This is a genomic window from Amycolatopsis marina, from assembly GCF_900111885.1.
Taxonomy (GTDB): domain Bacteria; phylum Actinomycetota; class Actinomycetes; order Mycobacteriales; family Pseudonocardiaceae; genus Amycolatopsis; species Amycolatopsis marina.
The window spans coordinates 63,161-77,697 of record NZ_FOKG01000017.1 but is presented as its reverse complement, the minus strand read 5'-3'; the positions used below and the strand labels follow the sequence as shown (position 1 = coordinate 77,697).

16 protein-coding genes and 1 pseudogene are annotated in these 14,537 nt (G+C 67.2%); 7 read left to right on the top strand and 10 right to left on the bottom strand.

Annotated features, from left to right (window positions below; genetic code table 11):
- Positions 1–87: 87 nt before the first annotated feature.
- Both BM199_RS35240 and BM199_RS34275 read left to right on the top strand, forming a co-directional pair.
- Positions 88–408, top strand: a pseudogene (locus BM199_RS35240) (transposase domain-containing protein); the annotation flags it as partial.
- A 250-nt stretch (positions 409–658) separates the two neighbouring features.
- A complete protein-coding gene (locus BM199_RS34275; protein WP_211323229.1) occupies positions 659–1,252 on the top strand; it encodes a transposase in 594 nt (197 codons plus the stop codon).
- Between the two features lie 44 nt (positions 1,253–1,296).
- Here BM199_RS34275 and dmpG read toward each other — a convergent pair whose 3' ends face one another.
- From dmpG to BM199_RS24530, 10 genes are all read right to left on the bottom strand, one after another.
- Positions 1,297–2,316: a 4-hydroxy-2-oxovalerate aldolase gene (dmpG, locus tag BM199_RS24575; RefSeq protein WP_020501042.1), complete on the bottom strand. Its 1,020-nt coding sequence runs from the start codon at positions 2,314–2,316 to the stop codon at positions 1,297–1,299.
- The gene (locus BM199_RS24570) at positions 2,313–3,254 is read right to left on the bottom strand and encodes an acetaldehyde dehydrogenase (acetylating) (protein ID WP_020501043.1); all 942 of its coding nucleotides are present in this window, start codon (positions 3,252–3,254) and stop codon (positions 2,313–2,315) included. The genes dmpG and BM199_RS24570 overlap by 4 nt, the downstream gene beginning before the upstream one ends.
- On the bottom strand, positions 3,251–4,078 hold the full coding sequence (locus BM199_RS24565) for a 2-keto-4-pentenoate hydratase (RefSeq protein ID WP_075849220.1): 828 nt from the start codon (positions 4,076–4,078) through the stop codon (positions 3,251–3,253). Before BM199_RS24565 ends, BM199_RS24570 begins: the two co-directional genes overlap by 4 nt.
- Before the next feature lie 16 nt (positions 4,079–4,094).
- Complete coding sequence (locus BM199_RS24560) at positions 4,095–4,658, bottom strand: flavin reductase family protein (protein WP_091675978.1); 564 nt, start codon at positions 4,656–4,658, stop codon at positions 4,095–4,097.
- Between the two features lie 62 nt (positions 4,659–4,720).
- Positions 4,721–6,511 carry an electron transfer flavoprotein gene (locus BM199_RS24555; RefSeq protein WP_091675975.1) on the bottom strand — a complete coding sequence of 597 codons (1,791 nt, stop codon included), beginning with the start codon at positions 6,509–6,511 and terminating at the stop codon, positions 4,721–4,723.
- The gene (locus tag BM199_RS24550) at positions 6,508–6,765 is read right to left on the bottom strand and encodes a rubredoxin (RefSeq protein ID WP_020501046.1); all 258 of its coding nucleotides are present in this window, start codon (positions 6,763–6,765) and stop codon (positions 6,508–6,510) included. The genes BM199_RS24555 and BM199_RS24550 overlap by 4 nt, the downstream gene beginning before the upstream one ends.
- Before the next feature lie 84 nt (positions 6,766–6,849).
- Complete coding sequence (gene hcaB / locus BM199_RS24545; protein ID WP_091675972.1) at positions 6,850–7,665, bottom strand: 3-(cis-5,6-dihydroxycyclohexa-1,3-dien-1-yl)propanoate dehydrogenase; 816 nt, start codon at positions 7,663–7,665, stop codon at positions 6,850–6,852.
- Positions 7,666–7,670: 5 nt separating this feature from the next.
- Positions 7,671–7,943: a hypothetical protein gene (locus BM199_RS24540; RefSeq protein ID WP_020501048.1), complete on the bottom strand. Its 273-nt coding sequence runs from the start codon at positions 7,941–7,943 to the stop codon at positions 7,671–7,673.
- Between the two features lie 13 nt (positions 7,944–7,956).
- Positions 7,957–8,475 (bottom strand): aromatic-ring-hydroxylating dioxygenase subunit beta, encoded by a 519-nt coding sequence (locus BM199_RS24535; RefSeq protein ID WP_091675970.1) that lies wholly within the window; start codon positions 8,473–8,475, stop codon positions 7,957–7,959.
- A 5-nt stretch (positions 8,476–8,480) separates the two neighbouring features.
- On the bottom strand, positions 8,481–9,869 hold the full coding sequence (locus BM199_RS24530; protein WP_091675967.1) for an aromatic ring-hydroxylating dioxygenase subunit alpha: 1,389 nt from the start codon (positions 9,867–9,869) through the stop codon (positions 8,481–8,483).
- Between the two features lie 165 nt (positions 9,870–10,034).
- Between BM199_RS24530 and BM199_RS24525 the strand changes: the two genes are divergently transcribed.
- The 5 genes from BM199_RS24525 (at position 10,035) to BM199_RS24505 (ending at position 14,528) form a co-directional block, all read left to right on the top strand.
- Positions 10,035–10,433, top strand: a complete 399-nt coding sequence (locus tag BM199_RS24525) for an SCP2 sterol-binding domain-containing protein (RefSeq protein WP_091675963.1) — start codon at positions 10,035–10,037, stop codon at positions 10,431–10,433.
- A 237-nt stretch (positions 10,434–10,670) separates the two neighbouring features.
- The gene (locus BM199_RS24520; protein ID WP_211323230.1) at positions 10,671–11,300 is read left to right on the top strand and encodes a GntR family transcriptional regulator; all 630 of its coding nucleotides are present in this window, start codon (positions 10,671–10,673) and stop codon (positions 11,298–11,300) included.
- A gap of 131 nt (positions 11,301–11,431) precedes the next feature.
- Positions 11,432–12,289 carry an alpha/beta fold hydrolase gene (locus BM199_RS24515; RefSeq protein WP_020501053.1) on the top strand — a complete coding sequence of 286 codons (858 nt, stop codon included), beginning with the start codon at positions 11,432–11,434 and terminating at the stop codon, positions 12,287–12,289.
- Entirely contained in the window at positions 12,289–13,767 is a 1,479-nt protein-coding gene (locus BM199_RS24510) for a 4-hydroxyphenylacetate 3-hydroxylase family protein (RefSeq protein WP_091675958.1), read from the top strand. Before BM199_RS24515 ends, BM199_RS24510 begins: the two co-directional genes overlap by 1 nt.
- A complete protein-coding gene (locus BM199_RS24505; protein WP_091675955.1) occupies positions 13,764–14,528 on the top strand; it encodes an SDR family oxidoreductase in 765 nt (254 codons plus the stop codon). The genes BM199_RS24510 and BM199_RS24505 overlap by 4 nt, the downstream gene beginning before the upstream one ends.
- The last annotated feature ends 9 nt before the right edge of the window (positions 14,529–14,537 follow it).

Below are 14,537 nucleotides of genomic sequence, written 5' to 3'. Positions count from 1 at the left end.
GGCGTGTCGGGCCGGTGATGGGAGCGGAGCTTCGGTAAGAGAGGTCGTCCGCCAAAGACATCCTCGCCACCAGGAGCTCCGCTGAGCGTGAATTCTGTCATCACTCGTGTCATCACTGTAGCGGCGGGCCGGTCCGCGCCCGGTCATCTTGGTGAGCTGACCCAGCACCTGCCGTTCGAGATGGTCGATGAAGCACTGGCCGCCACCGGCACCACACAGTCCCGGCTGCGGGACCTGCCGTCGCGGGTGGTGATCTACCTGCTGCTGGCCGCTTGTCTGTTTCCCGAGATCGGGTATCCGGTTGTGGCGCAAACTCACCGCAGGCCTCTGGACGCTATCCGGACCGCGACACCGACCGCGGGTGCGTTAGCGCAGGCCCGCCGCCGGATCGGGGTCGCGCCGCTGCGGTGGTTGTTCGACCTGCTGCGCGGCCTAGCAGCCATACCGCGGCAGCGCGGACCCTGGTGGCGCGGGCTGCTGGTGTGCGCGATCGACGGCACCACCATGACCGTGCCCGACAGCCCGGCGGTGCTGACCCGCTTCACCAAGCAGGCTGGCAATCACGGCGGCACCGGCTACCCTCAGCTGCGCCTGCTGGCGCTGGTGGCCTGCGGCACCCGCAACCTCATCGACGCGGTCTTCGGCCCCACCACCACGGGTGAGACCACCTACGCTGCTGCGCAGTCTGCGGCCCAGGATGATCCTGCTGGCCGACCGAAACTTCGCCGCCAAAGACCTGATCGCCGACGTCGCCGCGACCGGGGCCGAGGTACTGGTGCGGCTGAAGAACGACCGCAAGATGCCGGTGCTGGCCCGCTACCGCGACGGCTCCTACCTGTCGACACTCGGCGCCGTGCGTGTGCGCGTCATCGAGGCCGAGATCACCATCCACGCCACCGCCGGCCACCACACCGGAACCTACCGGCTGGCCACCACCCTGCTGGACCACCACCGCTACCCGGCCGCCGAACTGATCCAGCTGTATCACCAGCGCTGGGAGATCGAGACCGCCTACCTAGAGCTGAAGTCGTCCATCCTGGACGGCCGCGTGCTGCGCGCTCGCACCCCCGGCGGAATCGAGCAGGAGGTCTATGCCCTGCTGGTGACCTACCAACCGCTGCGCATCGCCATGGCCGACGCCACCATCACCCAACTCGAGGTAGACCCCGACCGCGCCAGCTTCACCACCGCCCGGCACGCCGCCCCGCGACCTGGTGATCCAGGCTGCCGACGTCATCGCCGATGGTACTAGTCAGTGCCAAACCATTCACCTTCGGCGCACCCCTGAGTAGGACCTCACGGCTCGCCACGCCCGGCACCGGCCAGGTCAAGGGCGATGTCAATGATCATGTCCTCCTGCCCGCCGACCATACTGCGACGACCGACCTCCACGAGAATTGTTCGGGTATCCAGGCCGTATCGAGTGGCCGCCGCCTCGGCGTGGCGCAGAAAACTCGAGTAGACGCCCGCGTAGCCCAGGCTGAGGGTTTCCCGGTCCACGCGGACCTCGCGATCCTGCAACGGCCGAACGAGGTCATCAGCGGCGTCCATCAGCGGGAACAACTCGCACCCGTGCTCGAAGCCCATCAGATCGGCGACAGCGATGAAGGCTTCGAGCGGGCAGTTTCCGGCTCCAGCCCCCTGGCCGGCAAGTGAGGCATCGACGCGAGTGGCGCCGTTCTCCACCGCAACGACGCTGTTGGCGACGCCCAGGGCGAGGTTGTGGTGGGCGTGGATTCCCAGCTCCGTAGCGGAGTCCAAGCCGTCACGGTAGGCGCGGAAGCGTTCGCGCACATCGTCCATCGTCAGCCGCCCACCCGAATCGGTGACATAGACGCAGCAGGCTCCGTAGGACTCCATGAGCTTGGCCTGGCGAACCAACTCTGCGGGCTCGGCCATGTGGGACATCATCAGGAATCCCGAGACGTCCATACCCATTTCACGAGCGGCGCTGATGTGCTGAGCGGAGATGTCGGCTTCGGTGCAGTGGGTGGCGACCCGTACCGAACGGACGCCCAGGGCATACGCCTGCCGAAGGTCGTGCAGCGTGCCAATCCCGGGCAGCAGCAACGTGGTCGGCACTGCTCGGCGGGCGGCGTCGCACACCGCCTCGATCCAGTCCCAGTCGGTGTGGGCGCCGACGCCATAATTGATGCTGGAACCGGAAAGTCCGTCGCCATGGGCGATCTCGATGGCCGCGACCCCGGCAGCGTCTAGAGCCGACGCAATCGCCCTGGCCTGCTCGACGGAGTAGCGGTGCCGGACGGCGTGCATCCCGTCCCGCAGGGTCACATCCTGGATGTACAACCGGTTCATCGGGCACTCCCTTCACCCGAGCGACGTGCGGCGATACGTTCGGCGGTGCCCAGCGCCGCAGAGGTCATGATGTCGAGGTTCCCGGCGTATGCGGGCAAATAGTGCGCGGCGCCTTCGACCTCCAGGAAGACCGACACCTTCACCGGAGCCGCGCCGCTTGGCAGCAGCGCGCGCAGTGGATCATCCACGGCGACCGCGTCGAACTGCACCTTCTGCTTGAGCCGGTAGCCGGGTACATAGGCCTGCACCCTGCCGACCATCGTCTCGACCGACGCCGTGATCGCCTCGGTATCATCGTCCGAGACCAGACAGTACACAGTGTCGCGCATGATCAGCGGCGGCTCCGCGGGATTCAGCACAATGATCGCTTTGCCTCGCTCCGCGCCGCCCACCTGTTCGATCGCCGCGGTAGTGGTCTCGGTGAACTCGTCGATGTTCGCTCGCGTGCCGGGCCCGGCGGACCGTGACGAGATCGAGGCAACGATCTCCGCGTAATGCACCGGCGTGACCGCGGCGACCGCCGCGACGATCGGGATCGTCGCTTGGCCGCCGCAGGTCACCATGTTCACGTTCGGGGCGTCGAGGTGAGCCTCCAGGTTGACCGGCGGCACAACGTAGGGACCTACGGCAGCCGGTGTGAGGTCGATGACCGTCCGGCCCAGCGCGCGCAGGACTTCATCGTGGTACTGGTGCGCCCCGGCGGAGGTCGCGTCGAAGACGTAGCGGACGTCGGTGAACTCGTCCAACCGCACGAGCCCGTCGACGCCTTCGTGTGTCGTCGCGAGCTTCAGCCGACGAGCGCGGGCGAGGCCGTCGGAATCCGGATCGATGCCGGCCATCGCGGCAATCTCGAGGGTTTCGGACAGCCGCAGTACCTTGATCATCAGGTCTGTGCCGATGTTGCCCGACCCGATGACGGCAACTTTCGCCTTGCTCACAGGGATTCTCCTTCGGCGGCGAAGACGACCCGTACCGAACCGAGTCCGGAGAGTTCGGCGTGAAAGACGTCGCCCGGCGCGGCGGCGACCATCGGCCCGAGCGCGCCCGTCAGCACCACGTCCCCCGCCCGCAGCGGGTCTCCTCGGCGGGCCAGCGTGGACGCCAGCCAGAGCGCGGCGTTGAGGGGGCTGCCGAGGCAGTCTGCACCGCTGCCCTCCGACACCACAGTGCCGTGACGAGACAACGTCATGCGCACCGACCGCAGGTCTACGCGGTCGAGCGTCACCCTGGTGCCGCCCAGCACGAACAGGCCGGACGAGGCGTTGTCCGCAACAGTGTCGACGATGGAGATATCCCAGGCGGCGATCCGACTGTCCACGATTTCCAGCGCGGCAACGGCGAACCCGGTGGCACGTACGAGTTCTGCCACGGTACAGCTGGGGTTCGGCAGGTCGTCGGTCAGGACGAGCGCAACCTCGGCCTCGACCTTCGGCTGCAGCAGCCGCTGGACGGGCACGAGCCCGCCGTCGGCCACGGCCATGTCGGTGAACAGCGCCCCAAAGTCGGGCTGCGCGACACCGAGCTGGCGCTGGACGGTGGGCGATGTCAAGCCGATCTTGCGGCCGGCCAAGCGTCGCCCCTCGGCCACGGCACGCTCGGTGTTCAGCCGTTGCACCGAGTAGGCGGCTTCGACGTCGCCGAAACTGAAAAAGTCGCGGACCGGCAGACACGGATTGCCGGTATCGATGGCGCCCTGCAGTAGATCCGCAGCTTCACGGACGGCGGCGCTCACGGCAGCCGCCTGGATGGGACGGGAGGACATGGGATACCTCCTGAATTCAGGCACCTGAAGGGGGACAGAACGGGGTCAAGCAGAAGCCGGACCAGGCGTCGGAGTACTCCGAGTCCGCCGCCGGGCTGAGCAGGTGGCGATAGCGTCCGGCGTAAAACACCAGCGGCTCTCCAACGCCGTCGGCGAGGTGGCGCACCTCGCCGACAAACAACGTGTGGTCGCCCACGGGGCGCGCTTCGACGATCTCCGCGCCCACCTGTGCCAACGCTCCCGGCACGAGGGGGACGTCGGCGTGGTCTTCGAACCGTGGTGCCAGGTCCGGGTCGGGCCTGCCGCTGAAGTGCTTGCTGACGGACTCCTGGTCCGCTGCGAGGACGCTGACGCCGTACACGCCGCTGGCCAGGAGGAGGTCGTGCATCTTCGCACGTTTGGCGATGGATACCACGACGAGGGCGGGCTCGAGGGACACTGACATGAACCCGTTCGCGGTCATGCAGTGCGGTCCCGCCGGGGTCGGCGTGCTGATGATTGTGATGCCGGTAGCGAACCGACCCATGGCGTCGCGGAACCGCCGAGGGTCAACGCTCGCCGCCGGCGCGGCGGTATCCATAAGACCTCCTAAAGATTCTAGCATCTTAGTCAGGTTAAAAAAAATTATGTGATCATGATGCTTCAACTCGCGGCCGCACCAGAGGTCGCCAGCAACAGGTCCAGAAGCACCCCCTCCACGTTCGCGCTCACGACGGCGTCCACGAGACCGGCGAACTCGTCGAGCGAGGCGTCCGGGTCGACGACGATGACCCGGCCGGCGGCCTTGACCGCCTTGAGCGTGCCGAGGTCGTGCCGCCCGAGCCCGAGGTAGACCGCAGGCGCGATGCTGCGGGCCAGTGGCCCTATCTCGAGCTGCGGGGGCGCCTCCTCCGCAGCCACCGCGGCCGACGTCGCGACGAGCGCGATGCCCCGAGTCGCGGCGACGCGCTCGGCGACGCGCCGGGCGCCGGTGCCGAGACCAGGCCCGAGGCCGATGACCAACCGGGCCGCGGCGAGCCTCGGGCCGTCCGGAACTTCGACCCGGCGCTCCACCGCGGTGCACAAATCGTCGCCGGTCGCGGTGACGTCGGCGAACTCGACGTCCGGTTCCCCCTGGTCGCGAACGGCTCGCGTCGTGAAGGAACCGGGCCGCAGCGTGCCCAACGACGGTGTGGAGTGCGCGATCACCGGCGCGATCACGTCCGCCGATAGCGCCGGTTTGAGCCACAACAGGTCCGGCTCGTCGGTGTCCGCGTCGCGGACTTCCAGCGCGGTAAAGTCCCCCGTCAGGCCGAGGCCGAGTCGGGCGGCGACGCGCGGAGCGTAATCGCGGCCACGGGCGCTGAACGGGGCGATCACCGCGAACGGCGAACGCGCGGCGATCGCCGTGCTCAGCGCGTCGGTGACCAGATTCGTGCGGTATTCCGCCGGTTCGCCGCAGCGCAGCACCAGTACCCGATCGGCCCCATGCGCGTAGAGTACGCGCGGGAGGTCGTGCGGCTGGTCGCACGGCAGTACCGCGACGACTGTGGCTCGCAGGTCGCAGGCGACCGAGCGGGCGCAGGCCAACGCTTCGAGACTCGCCGGGTGCAGGCCGCCACCGGGCAGCGGCTCGGCGACCGTCCAGATCTCGCGCGACGGCGTGGGCACGACGACTTCGGCCACAGGTGCGACCGGCGCGAAAGCGGCCTCCAGCAGTTCTGCGGCGTCGAAGCCGACGCCGCCGTACTCCGCCGCCGAGCGCTCGCGGGCCTGGTGCCGGATCTCCGCGACGAAGGTCGGCGAACCCCGGGTGCCGAAGTCCCGCGGTCCTCCCCCAAGTTCCTCGGCGGTCAGCGTTTCGACGGCCGACGGATCGGCCTCGGTCACCCACGGCGGCTCGGCACCCCGCCCGACGGAGACCACCGCGGGCAACGCGACGGTCCAGGCTTCGCGGCCGACGTCGGTTTCGACGTCCGCGGAGAGGACGCCGTCGCCGACCCGCAGGTTCGTCACCTGGGTCAGCTGCGGCAGGCCGACCAGCTCGGCGACCTGAGGTCCAACCTGCGCGGTGCCGCCGTCGAGCGTCCACCGACCGGTAAGCACCAGGTCCGGGCCCTCCCGCGCTACGAGCCGAGCGAGCGCGCGGGCCGTAGCCAGGGTGTCGGCACCGGCGAAGCGCCGGTCGACCAGGTGGACGGCGCGGTCGGCACCCCGGCGCAGCGCGTCGAGTAGTGTCTCCGCGGCCGCGGGCGGCCCCATCGTCACGGCCACCACCTCCCAGCCGGTCTCCGCACGCACGGCCAGCGCCTGGGCCAGCGCGTGCAGGTCCGGCGGGTTGGTGACGGTCTGGTCGTCGTCCCGGCGGATCCGTTTCGTACGTTCGTCGAAGACGCCCCGCCCAGGCACCGGGACCTGCTTGAGACAGACGAGGATGCGGCCCGGTGTGCTCACCCCTGCGCTCCCGCGTATGCGTCGTCCTCGACGTCGTACTCTTCGCCCGGCGCAAGCATCCGGAACTCTTTCTTGCGCGCCCCGCACACCGGGCAGACCCAGTCGTCGGGGATGTCGCCGAACGGCGTGCCGGGCTCGATCCCGCCTTCGGGGTCGCCGAGGCGGGGGTCGTACACGTCTTGGCAGACATCGCAGATCCACAGTGCGCTGGCCGGGTCGGCCTGGGTTTCTTCGGTAGCCACCAGCGTCTTCATCGACGCCTCCTTTCGAGGGTGGAAGGGAGACGGCCCGGAACTCTGGACATCCGAGGCCGTCTCCCTGCTTTGCGCGGTGCCGGATCAGGGCTCGAGCCCCGCCATGCGCGTCATCCCGCGCACGCCCAGCCCGCCGTCGCTGTGGATAATCGTGCCGGTGACCGCGGGCGCACGTTCCTTCGCGGCAAGGAACGCGTAGGCCCAGGAGTGATCGTCCGGCTGGGCGACGACGCCCAGCGGGTTGATCCCCTTGATCAGGCCCTCGATGTCCGGGACGTCCTTCAGCGATTGGCCTTCGTTCGCGAGCGCGGGGATGCCGCGCAGATCCGTGATCGTGCCGCCGGGCGCCACCCCGTTGACCCGCACGTGCGGCGAAAGTTCGTACGCCAACTCGGTCACCAGACCGCGGACGGCGAACTTCGACGACACGTAGAGCGGACCGCCGCCCCCGGGGTAGAACCCGGCGTTGGAAATGGTGAGGATGACCTGGCCCCGGTTCTCGATCAGCTGGTCCAGCGCCGCCTTCACGGTCAGCAGGTTGCTCTTCACGTTGACGCCGAAGAGCTGGTCGAACGCCTCGTCGATCTTGTCCTTCGGTAGCTGCGGGATCTCGGTGAAGTAGTCGAACACCCCCACCGCGCACACGAGCGTGGTCAGCGAGCCGAACGCCTCTGTCACGTCCGCCACGGCGCGTTCGTTGTCCCCCATCAATGTCGCGTCGCCCTGCGTCACAACCACAGCCTCACGTGGCAGTTTCTCCTGCAGATCCCGCGCTTTCTCAGGCGAGATCTCGAGGACTCCAACCTTGGCACCCTCCTGCACGTACAGATCGACCACGGCACGGCCGATACCCGATCCACCTCCGGTGACCAGTGCCACCTTTCCGTCTAGGAATCCCACGTGAATCAGTCCTTTCCGAGCAGGGCCGACAGCGGCCGCGCGTCGAGCTTCACGCCGGGGCCATAAGGAGTGTCGAGAAGCTTCGAATACATTTCGGGTGTCTGCCAGGTGAGGCTTTCCAGCTGCAGCGGGTCGAGCAGGGTCTGGAACCCGAGCCTGGGGGAGCTGACGAGAAGGCGTTCGCGTTGGCCGGTACTGATGTAGCTGACCTGGATCACCGTGAATTCGTTGGCAATCTGGATGATCGGGTCCTGGCCTTCGTTACGGATAATGGTCACCGAACTGCCTCCGTCACATGATCAAGGCGAGGTTGTGTGTCATGACGGTGGTCTGGTCGAGCACGACCACCCGCTTGACGAGGCGGTAGCCGCCGGCCACCCGACGGAGCACGTCGTGGCGCTCACCGGAGAGAATGTCGAACGTCGCGACGTCACCGCGGGTGCGGTAGAGCAGCAGGTTCGACTTGACGGCCACCTCGTCCTCCGCCTCGCCGGCGGCGACCCGGATGTTGGTCACGAAGTGTCGTGATCGCGACGGCGGGTCCTCCGCCCACGCGTACTCGGTCTCCAACCTCAGGACGCGCATTTCCATCGAGTCCCAGTCGTCGTCCATGAGAGTCATGCCCTCGACGATGTCCGTCTCGGCCTCACGCTCGCGCGTGACCCGCAGCGGCACGACGTACGACAGGTCCTCGGCCACCAGGTCGAGCCACTCCCGGTACTTGCCAGCGTCGAGCAGTTCGGCTTCGGTGAAGAGCCATTCGGTGGCTTCACGGACCTTGATGTCGGTGATCTCGGTTGCAGTAGTCATAGGTGCTACGCCTCCGCTCGCGCGAGTGTCTCGGCCGCGGCATCGTCGGACACCTTGCCGTTGCCGCTGCGCGGCGCCGGGTCGGTGACCATCAGCTGCATCCAGTACTCCATGAAATTCCGCTGGTTAGCTTCGGCATAGTCCATTGGAAAAGCCTTGCCAGGACCGGGCCAGTCGGGGTCGGGCTCGTAGACGCCACGGCCCATCTGGTAGTTGAGCTCCATGGTCTTGGCGTACTGGGCGCCCAGCACCCGCGTGATGCTGCGCCAGTTCTCGGCATCGTCCTGCTCGAACGCGCCGGAAATACCGAACGTGCGCACGTAGGCCTGGTAGCTCTCCTCCTTGTACCAGTCCGGCGCTTCCTTCTCGATCAGAAAGAAGGACATGATCTCCATCTTGTCCGGGCCGAGCGGGTGCCACAGCCGAAGCGTGAGGAACGACGTCGGCGGCGAGACGTGGTCCTTCGACATCAGGAAGTTGCCGATCGACAGGTTCGGGAACACGGTGCCGTGGATGAACGCGACCGGCCGGAACACCTCGACCTGCTCCGGGGAAAGCCGGCGCTGCAACTGCTCGACGATGTTCTCCGGCATACCCAGGAATTCGGGCAGCGGCATGCCCGGCGGCGGGCCGATGATGCCGAGGCCGTGCCCGTTCTCGGTGTGCACGTGCTCGCCGTAGAGCGCGAACTTCGGGTCCGGCGGGGCGAGCCCGAGTTCCACCATGGAGCGGTGCGTCATCATCGTGTGGTAGGCGTCGCCGACGAAGTTGTCGGCGCCGAGCTTCCAGTTCGCATCGACGACCCAGCGCTGCGGGGCGCCGACGACCTCCAGACCGGCGTCACTGCGGTCCAGCACGATGTCGAGGTAGAACTTCATGTCCCCGAGGTAGTCCTCGAGCGACTGGGCCTCCGGGTCGAGGCAGCCGAAGATCAACCCCTTGTAGGTGTCCAGTTTCGGGACCGGCTTGAGCTGCCACAGAGACTTGTCCAGCTTGTTGCCGTACGCTTCCCGCCCGGCCGGCACGCCCACAAGACTGCCCTTGTTGTTGTAGGTCCAGCCGTGGTACGGGCAGCGGAAGTGCGACGTGTTTCCCATTTCGGCGCGGCACACCTGCATGCCACGGTGGCGGCAACTGTTGAGGTGGCCACGGACCTCGCCGTCTTCGTCCCGGCAGACGATGAACTGATCTTCCGAGATGTAGCGGACGACGTAATCGCCGCGCTCCGAGATTTCACTCTCGTGCGCGAGGAACACCCACGAACGGCCGAACACGCGCTCACGCTCGGCATCGTGCATCTCCGGGTCATTGATGATCGCGGCTGGAACAGTCCAGTCGGCCTCTACGTCACGCAAACCCTGCTCGAGGATCTGCCGAAGTTCGTCCCTCAACATGTGACCACCTTGGCGTCAGACATCTTTGTCTCCTCCGGAAAGCGCGGGCCCGATACGGAGCAGGACCGCGTTCACAGCTTGACTGGTTCTAGGATACTAGTATCTTTGACTGCGATGTCAAACCCCAGTTGTCCGTCACGCAACCGAACCGAAGGAGAGCACACCATGGGAACACCCGTCCTGTCGCCGGAGTGGATGAAGTCTTACGCAGAGCTGTGGAACACCACGGACGCGACGCGCGAGGGCCTCAAGGAGCTGAGTATGGTCGTCGAATACCGGCTCGCCGAGAACGAGAGTCGCGCGGGCCAGATCGAGGTCAACGCCGGCGAAGTCGTGCGCGCCGGCACCCCTGCCAAAGGTGTGAAGCCGGACTTCCTGCTGACGGCGAAGGTCGAGACCTGGCAGCGCCTCGGCGCCGGCGAACTGCCCGCCGCCAAGGCGATGGTCACCCGGAAGGTCAAGTTCCGCGGTTCCATGTCGGTGGCACTCGCCAACCTGCCCGGCCTCGAAGCCGCCATGAAGATGTTCGGCCAGATCGACGACACCGACTGGTCGGTGGACTGACCGAGGTCGCTGTCCACGGCCTCGGCGTACCTGAAGCCGGAGCGGGAGTCCGCTCCGGCTTCAGCGCTGCCACCAGACGGCGGGAGACCGGCGCTCCACCCGGACCAATGACCGGCCACTGCAACCCGGCTCCCGCTCCAGCGCAGCCCGCTCGCCGTTGACACGCTAGAATCTCGGCGTGAGCGACAGTACGCAGCCCCGACCTTCCCACACCGAAAGGCCGGATAGTCCATGCCCATGATCGCGGCAGTCACCAAAACAGACCAGATCTACCAAGCGCTCCTCACCCAGCTACTCGAGGGACGCCATCAATTCGGCGAGCTCCTCAGCACCTACGACCTCGCGACTGAATTCGGCGTGAGCCGCAGGCCGGTGATGGACGCGATGATGCGACTGGCCGCCGCCGGATTCATCTCGATCATTCCACAGGTCGGATGCCAGGTGACGGTCCCGGACGAACGCAAGGTGCGCGACCACTTCGCAGTGGCGGGCATCCTCGAAGGGGCGGGCGCACGGCTCGCAGCACTCACCGCCACCGGCGCCCAACTGGCCGAAATCCACGACATGCTGGTGCGCGGCATCGGCCCGGCCAAGCGGAACGAAGCACTCGCCTTCGCCGCAGCCAACCGGGACTTCCACTCCGCCATATTGGCGGCCAGCGGCAACCAGCGTCTGACCGACCTGGCCATGGACAGCTGGGACCTCAACGACTTCTACCTCCAGAAGAACCGGTTGAGCACGGACCTGACGCGGGCGCAGACCGAGCACACAGAGATCGCGGAGGCGATCAAGCGCCGCGACGCGGACCGGGCCGGCAGGCTCATGGAGGAGCATCTTTCGCGGTTCTGGAAGTTCATGGAAGTGTAGTCACTCTCCCACCGAACGGGTGCGTGCCTACGACCATGGCACCCGTTTTCGCCATCGAGCGACGACAAGCTTGTTGCTTCTGAGATTCTAGTATGTCAAAATGGAGGCAGGTTGCGACAGGAAGGAATGCTGTGGAGCAGCACGTAAGCATCTGGGGCGATTTGGCGGGCGTCGAGTTGCGCCAGCGGACCGTGGACGCGGCCGGCATCGCCACCCGGGTGGTAGAAGCGGGTACCGGTCCGGCACTGGTCATGGTGCACGGCACGGGCGGGCATCTGGAGGCGTATTCGCGCAACGTCCGCGATCTGGCGAAGGAATTCCGGATCGTCCTCTACGACATGGCGGGGCACGGGCTTTCGGCGAAACCTGACCGGCCCTACACGATCGACTACCTCAGCGATCACCTGATCGCGCTGCTGGACGCGCTGGACATTGGAAAAGCGCATCTCTCCGGCGAATCGCTCGGCGGCTGGGTGGCGGCGTGGGCCGCGGCACACCACCCCGAACGGATCGATCGGCTGGTGCTCAACACTCCCGGCAACGTCACCAACAAGCCGGAGGTGATGGCCGGGCTGAAGGAATCGAGCATGAAGGCGGTCCGCGAAGCGAGCAGGCAGACCGTGCGCACCAGGGTCGAATGGCTTTTCCACGACAAGAGCCTCGTCACCGACGAGCTCGTCGACCTGCGGTTGCGGATCTACACCCAGCCGGGGTTCGAGGACGCGATGCGCAACATCCTCGCGGTGCAGGACTGGGAACACCGGCGCCCGTACGTCTGGTCCTCGGAGTGGTGCGGCCGCATCGTCTCGCCGACCCTGCTGCTGTGGACCGACCACGACCCGACGGCCTCCGTCGAGGAAGCCGCGCTACTGGAAGAGCTCATCCCCGGCAGCCGTCTCGAAGTCATCGAGGGCGCCGGCCACTGGCCGCAGTGGGAGAAGCCGGACCAGTTCAACGAGACCCACGTTAGGTTCCTGAAAGGAAAGTGATGACCGCACGAAACGGCACCGCGTACCTCGACCGGCTGCGCGCACACAGTCCCGAGCTGTGGGTCGGGGCCGAGAAGATCACCGACGTGGCCGGGCACAAGGCGACGTCCGGCGCCGCGGCCGAGATCGCCCGCCTCTACGACCTGCAGTTCAAGACCGACAGCATGCTCTTCGCGCCCGACGGCGGTGCTCCCAAGGAAGGCGTGCAGTTCCTGATGCCCCGCACTGCGGAGGACCTCGAGCTCCGCCGCGTCATGCACAAGCAGTGGGCGGATTCCAGCTTCGGCATGATGGGGCGCAGCACGGACTTCGTCAGCGCGATGCTGGTGGCGTGGAACGCCAACGCCGAGTTCTTCGGCGACGGCGCCGACCGGGTGCGCGCGTACTACAAGTACGTGCGGGACAACGACCTGTTCTTGTCCCACGCGCTGGCGGACCCGCCGGTCGACCGTTCGAAGCCGCCGTCGCAGCAGCCTGACCCCTACACCTACCTCGGCGTGAAACGCGAGACTCCGGACGGCATCATCGTGAGTGGCGCGAAGATGCTCGCGACGGCCGCGCCGTACTCCGACGAGATCCTGGTCTGGCCGTTCTCGCTACGGAAGTACGCGGCCGAGGAGAAGCCCTACGCCATCGCGTTCGCCATCCCGGCCGACGCGCCGGGCGTCCGACTGATCTGCCGCGAGCCGTTCGGCGGGGGGAATGCCTTCGATCACCCGCTGTCCAGCCGGTTCGACGAGATGGACGCCGTGATCGTGTTCGACGAAGTGCTGGTGCCTTGGGACCGGGTCTTCATCAATCAGGACTACGAGCGAGTGAACAACATCTGGGCGATCAACTCCAACGCCTTCACCGGCGTCCAGACCTCGGTCCGGATGCTAGCGAAGCTCCAGTTCGTCGCGGGCATCGCCAAGCGCGCGACCGAGATCGTCAAGACCGACCAGTTCCCCCAGGTCCGCGACGCGCTCGGCGAGATCACCACCTACATCGAACTGACCAGGGCGGCCGTCCTCGCGTCCGAGTCCGGTGCACAGCGCAACGAGGAGGGCTTCCTGTTCCCCGACGTCCGCCCGCTCTACGCGATCCGCAACTCCGGGAACCGCTGGTACCCGCGGGTCCGGGAGATCCTGCAGCAGATTCTCGCCGGTGGCTTACTCTACCAGCCAGCCGACGTAAGCGCGTTCGACTCACCGATCGCCGAGGACATCACCCGGTTCTACCGCGGCCCCGAGACGAACAGCCTGGACCGCATCGCGATCTACAAGGTGGCCGCCGATCTCGCGGTCTCCGCCTTCGGCGGCCGCCACGAACTCTACGAGCGGTTCTACGCCGGTGACCCGCTATTCCTCCGCATCAACACCCAGTTCAACCAGTACGACTGGACCGAACCGCTCGGCCTGATCGATGGGCTGCTGGCCACGTCGATCGGGCAAGCCGGCGTCCTGTCCGGCGGCACTGGCGAGGGTGCTGCGGCATGAGGGTGCGCGGCCGGCGGGCCCTGGTCACCGCCGGGTCGAGTGGGCTCGGCGCCGCGATCGCGGCTTCTCTACGGGCAGACGGGGCAGAGGTCTTCATCACGGGAACCGGGCCGCACACCGGCGAGGTCGCCCGTGATATCGGTGCGGCGGACTGGGCGATTGCTGACTTCACCCAGCCCGGTGCCGCGGCCACCGCAGCCGCCGCCGCGCGCGAGGCGCTCGGCGGCATCGACATCCTGGTGTCTAACACCGGCGGCACGCGCGCGGCGAAGGCCTCCGAACTCTCGGCGGAGGACTGGGATTCGGCATACCGTCTCCTGCTGAACAGCGCGATCTCCCTGACCAGCGCGGTATTGCCGGCGATGTCGGCGGCCGGGTGGGGACGGCTGATCTACGTCACCTCGGTCGGCGTGGTCAAGCCGTTGCCACTGCTGCACCTGTCCAACGTGATGCGGGCCGGAGTGGCCGCGCTGGCGCGGTCACTGGCCGCCGAGGTGGCTCCAAACGGCGTCACCACGCACGTCATCGCCCCCGCCCACATCGACACGCCGCGGCGGCGCGCGCTCGCCGCGGCGCGCGCCGCGGCGGCCGACGTGCCGGTGGCCGAGCTGGAACAACGGCAGCTCGCCACCGAGTTGCCCATCGGCCGGTGGGGACGTCCCGACGAGATCGCCGAGCTGGTGACCCACCTCTGCTCGGACTTCGCTGGGTTCCAGACCGGGCAGACACACGTCGTCGACGGCGGGATGACCTCAACCTAGGGGAGAATT

Excerpts from the sequence above, each read along its gene's own strand:
- BM199_RS24505 (WP_091675955.1), top strand. The coding sequence starts at position 13,764 with ATGAGGGTGCGCGGCCGGCGGGCCCTGGTCACCGCCGGGTCGAGTGGG.
- BM199_RS24530 (WP_091675967.1), bottom strand. The coding sequence starts at position 9,869 with ATGTTGAGGGACGAACTTCGGCAGATCCTCGAGCAGGGTTTGCGTGAC.
- BM199_RS24510 (WP_091675958.1), top strand. The coding sequence starts at position 12,289 with ATGACCGCACGAAACGGCACCGCGTACCTCGACCGGCTGCGCGCACAC.
- BM199_RS24550 (WP_020501046.1), bottom strand. The coding sequence starts at position 6,765 with ATGAAGACGCTGGTGGCTACCGAAGAAACCCAGGCCGACCCGGCCAGC.
- BM199_RS24525 (WP_091675963.1), top strand. The coding sequence starts at position 10,035 with ATGGGAACACCCGTCCTGTCGCCGGAGTGGATGAAGTCTTACGCAGAG.
- BM199_RS24565 (WP_075849220.1), bottom strand. The coding sequence starts at position 4,078 with ATGTCCTCCCGTCCCATCCAGGCGGCTGCCGTGAGCGCCGCCGTCCGT.
- BM199_RS24520 (WP_211323230.1), top strand. The coding sequence starts at position 10,671 with ATGATCGCGGCAGTCACCAAAACAGACCAGATCTACCAAGCGCTCCTC.
- BM199_RS24535 (WP_091675970.1), bottom strand. The coding sequence starts at position 8,475 with ATGACTACTGCAACCGAGATCACCGACATCAAGGTCCGTGAAGCCACC.
- BM199_RS24560 (WP_091675978.1), bottom strand. The coding sequence starts at position 4,658 with ATGGATACCGCCGCGCCGGCGGCGAGCGTTGACCCTCGGCGGTTCCGC.
- dmpG (WP_020501042.1), bottom strand. The coding sequence starts at position 2,316 with ATGAACCGGTTGTACATCCAGGATGTGACCCTGCGGGACGGGATGCAC.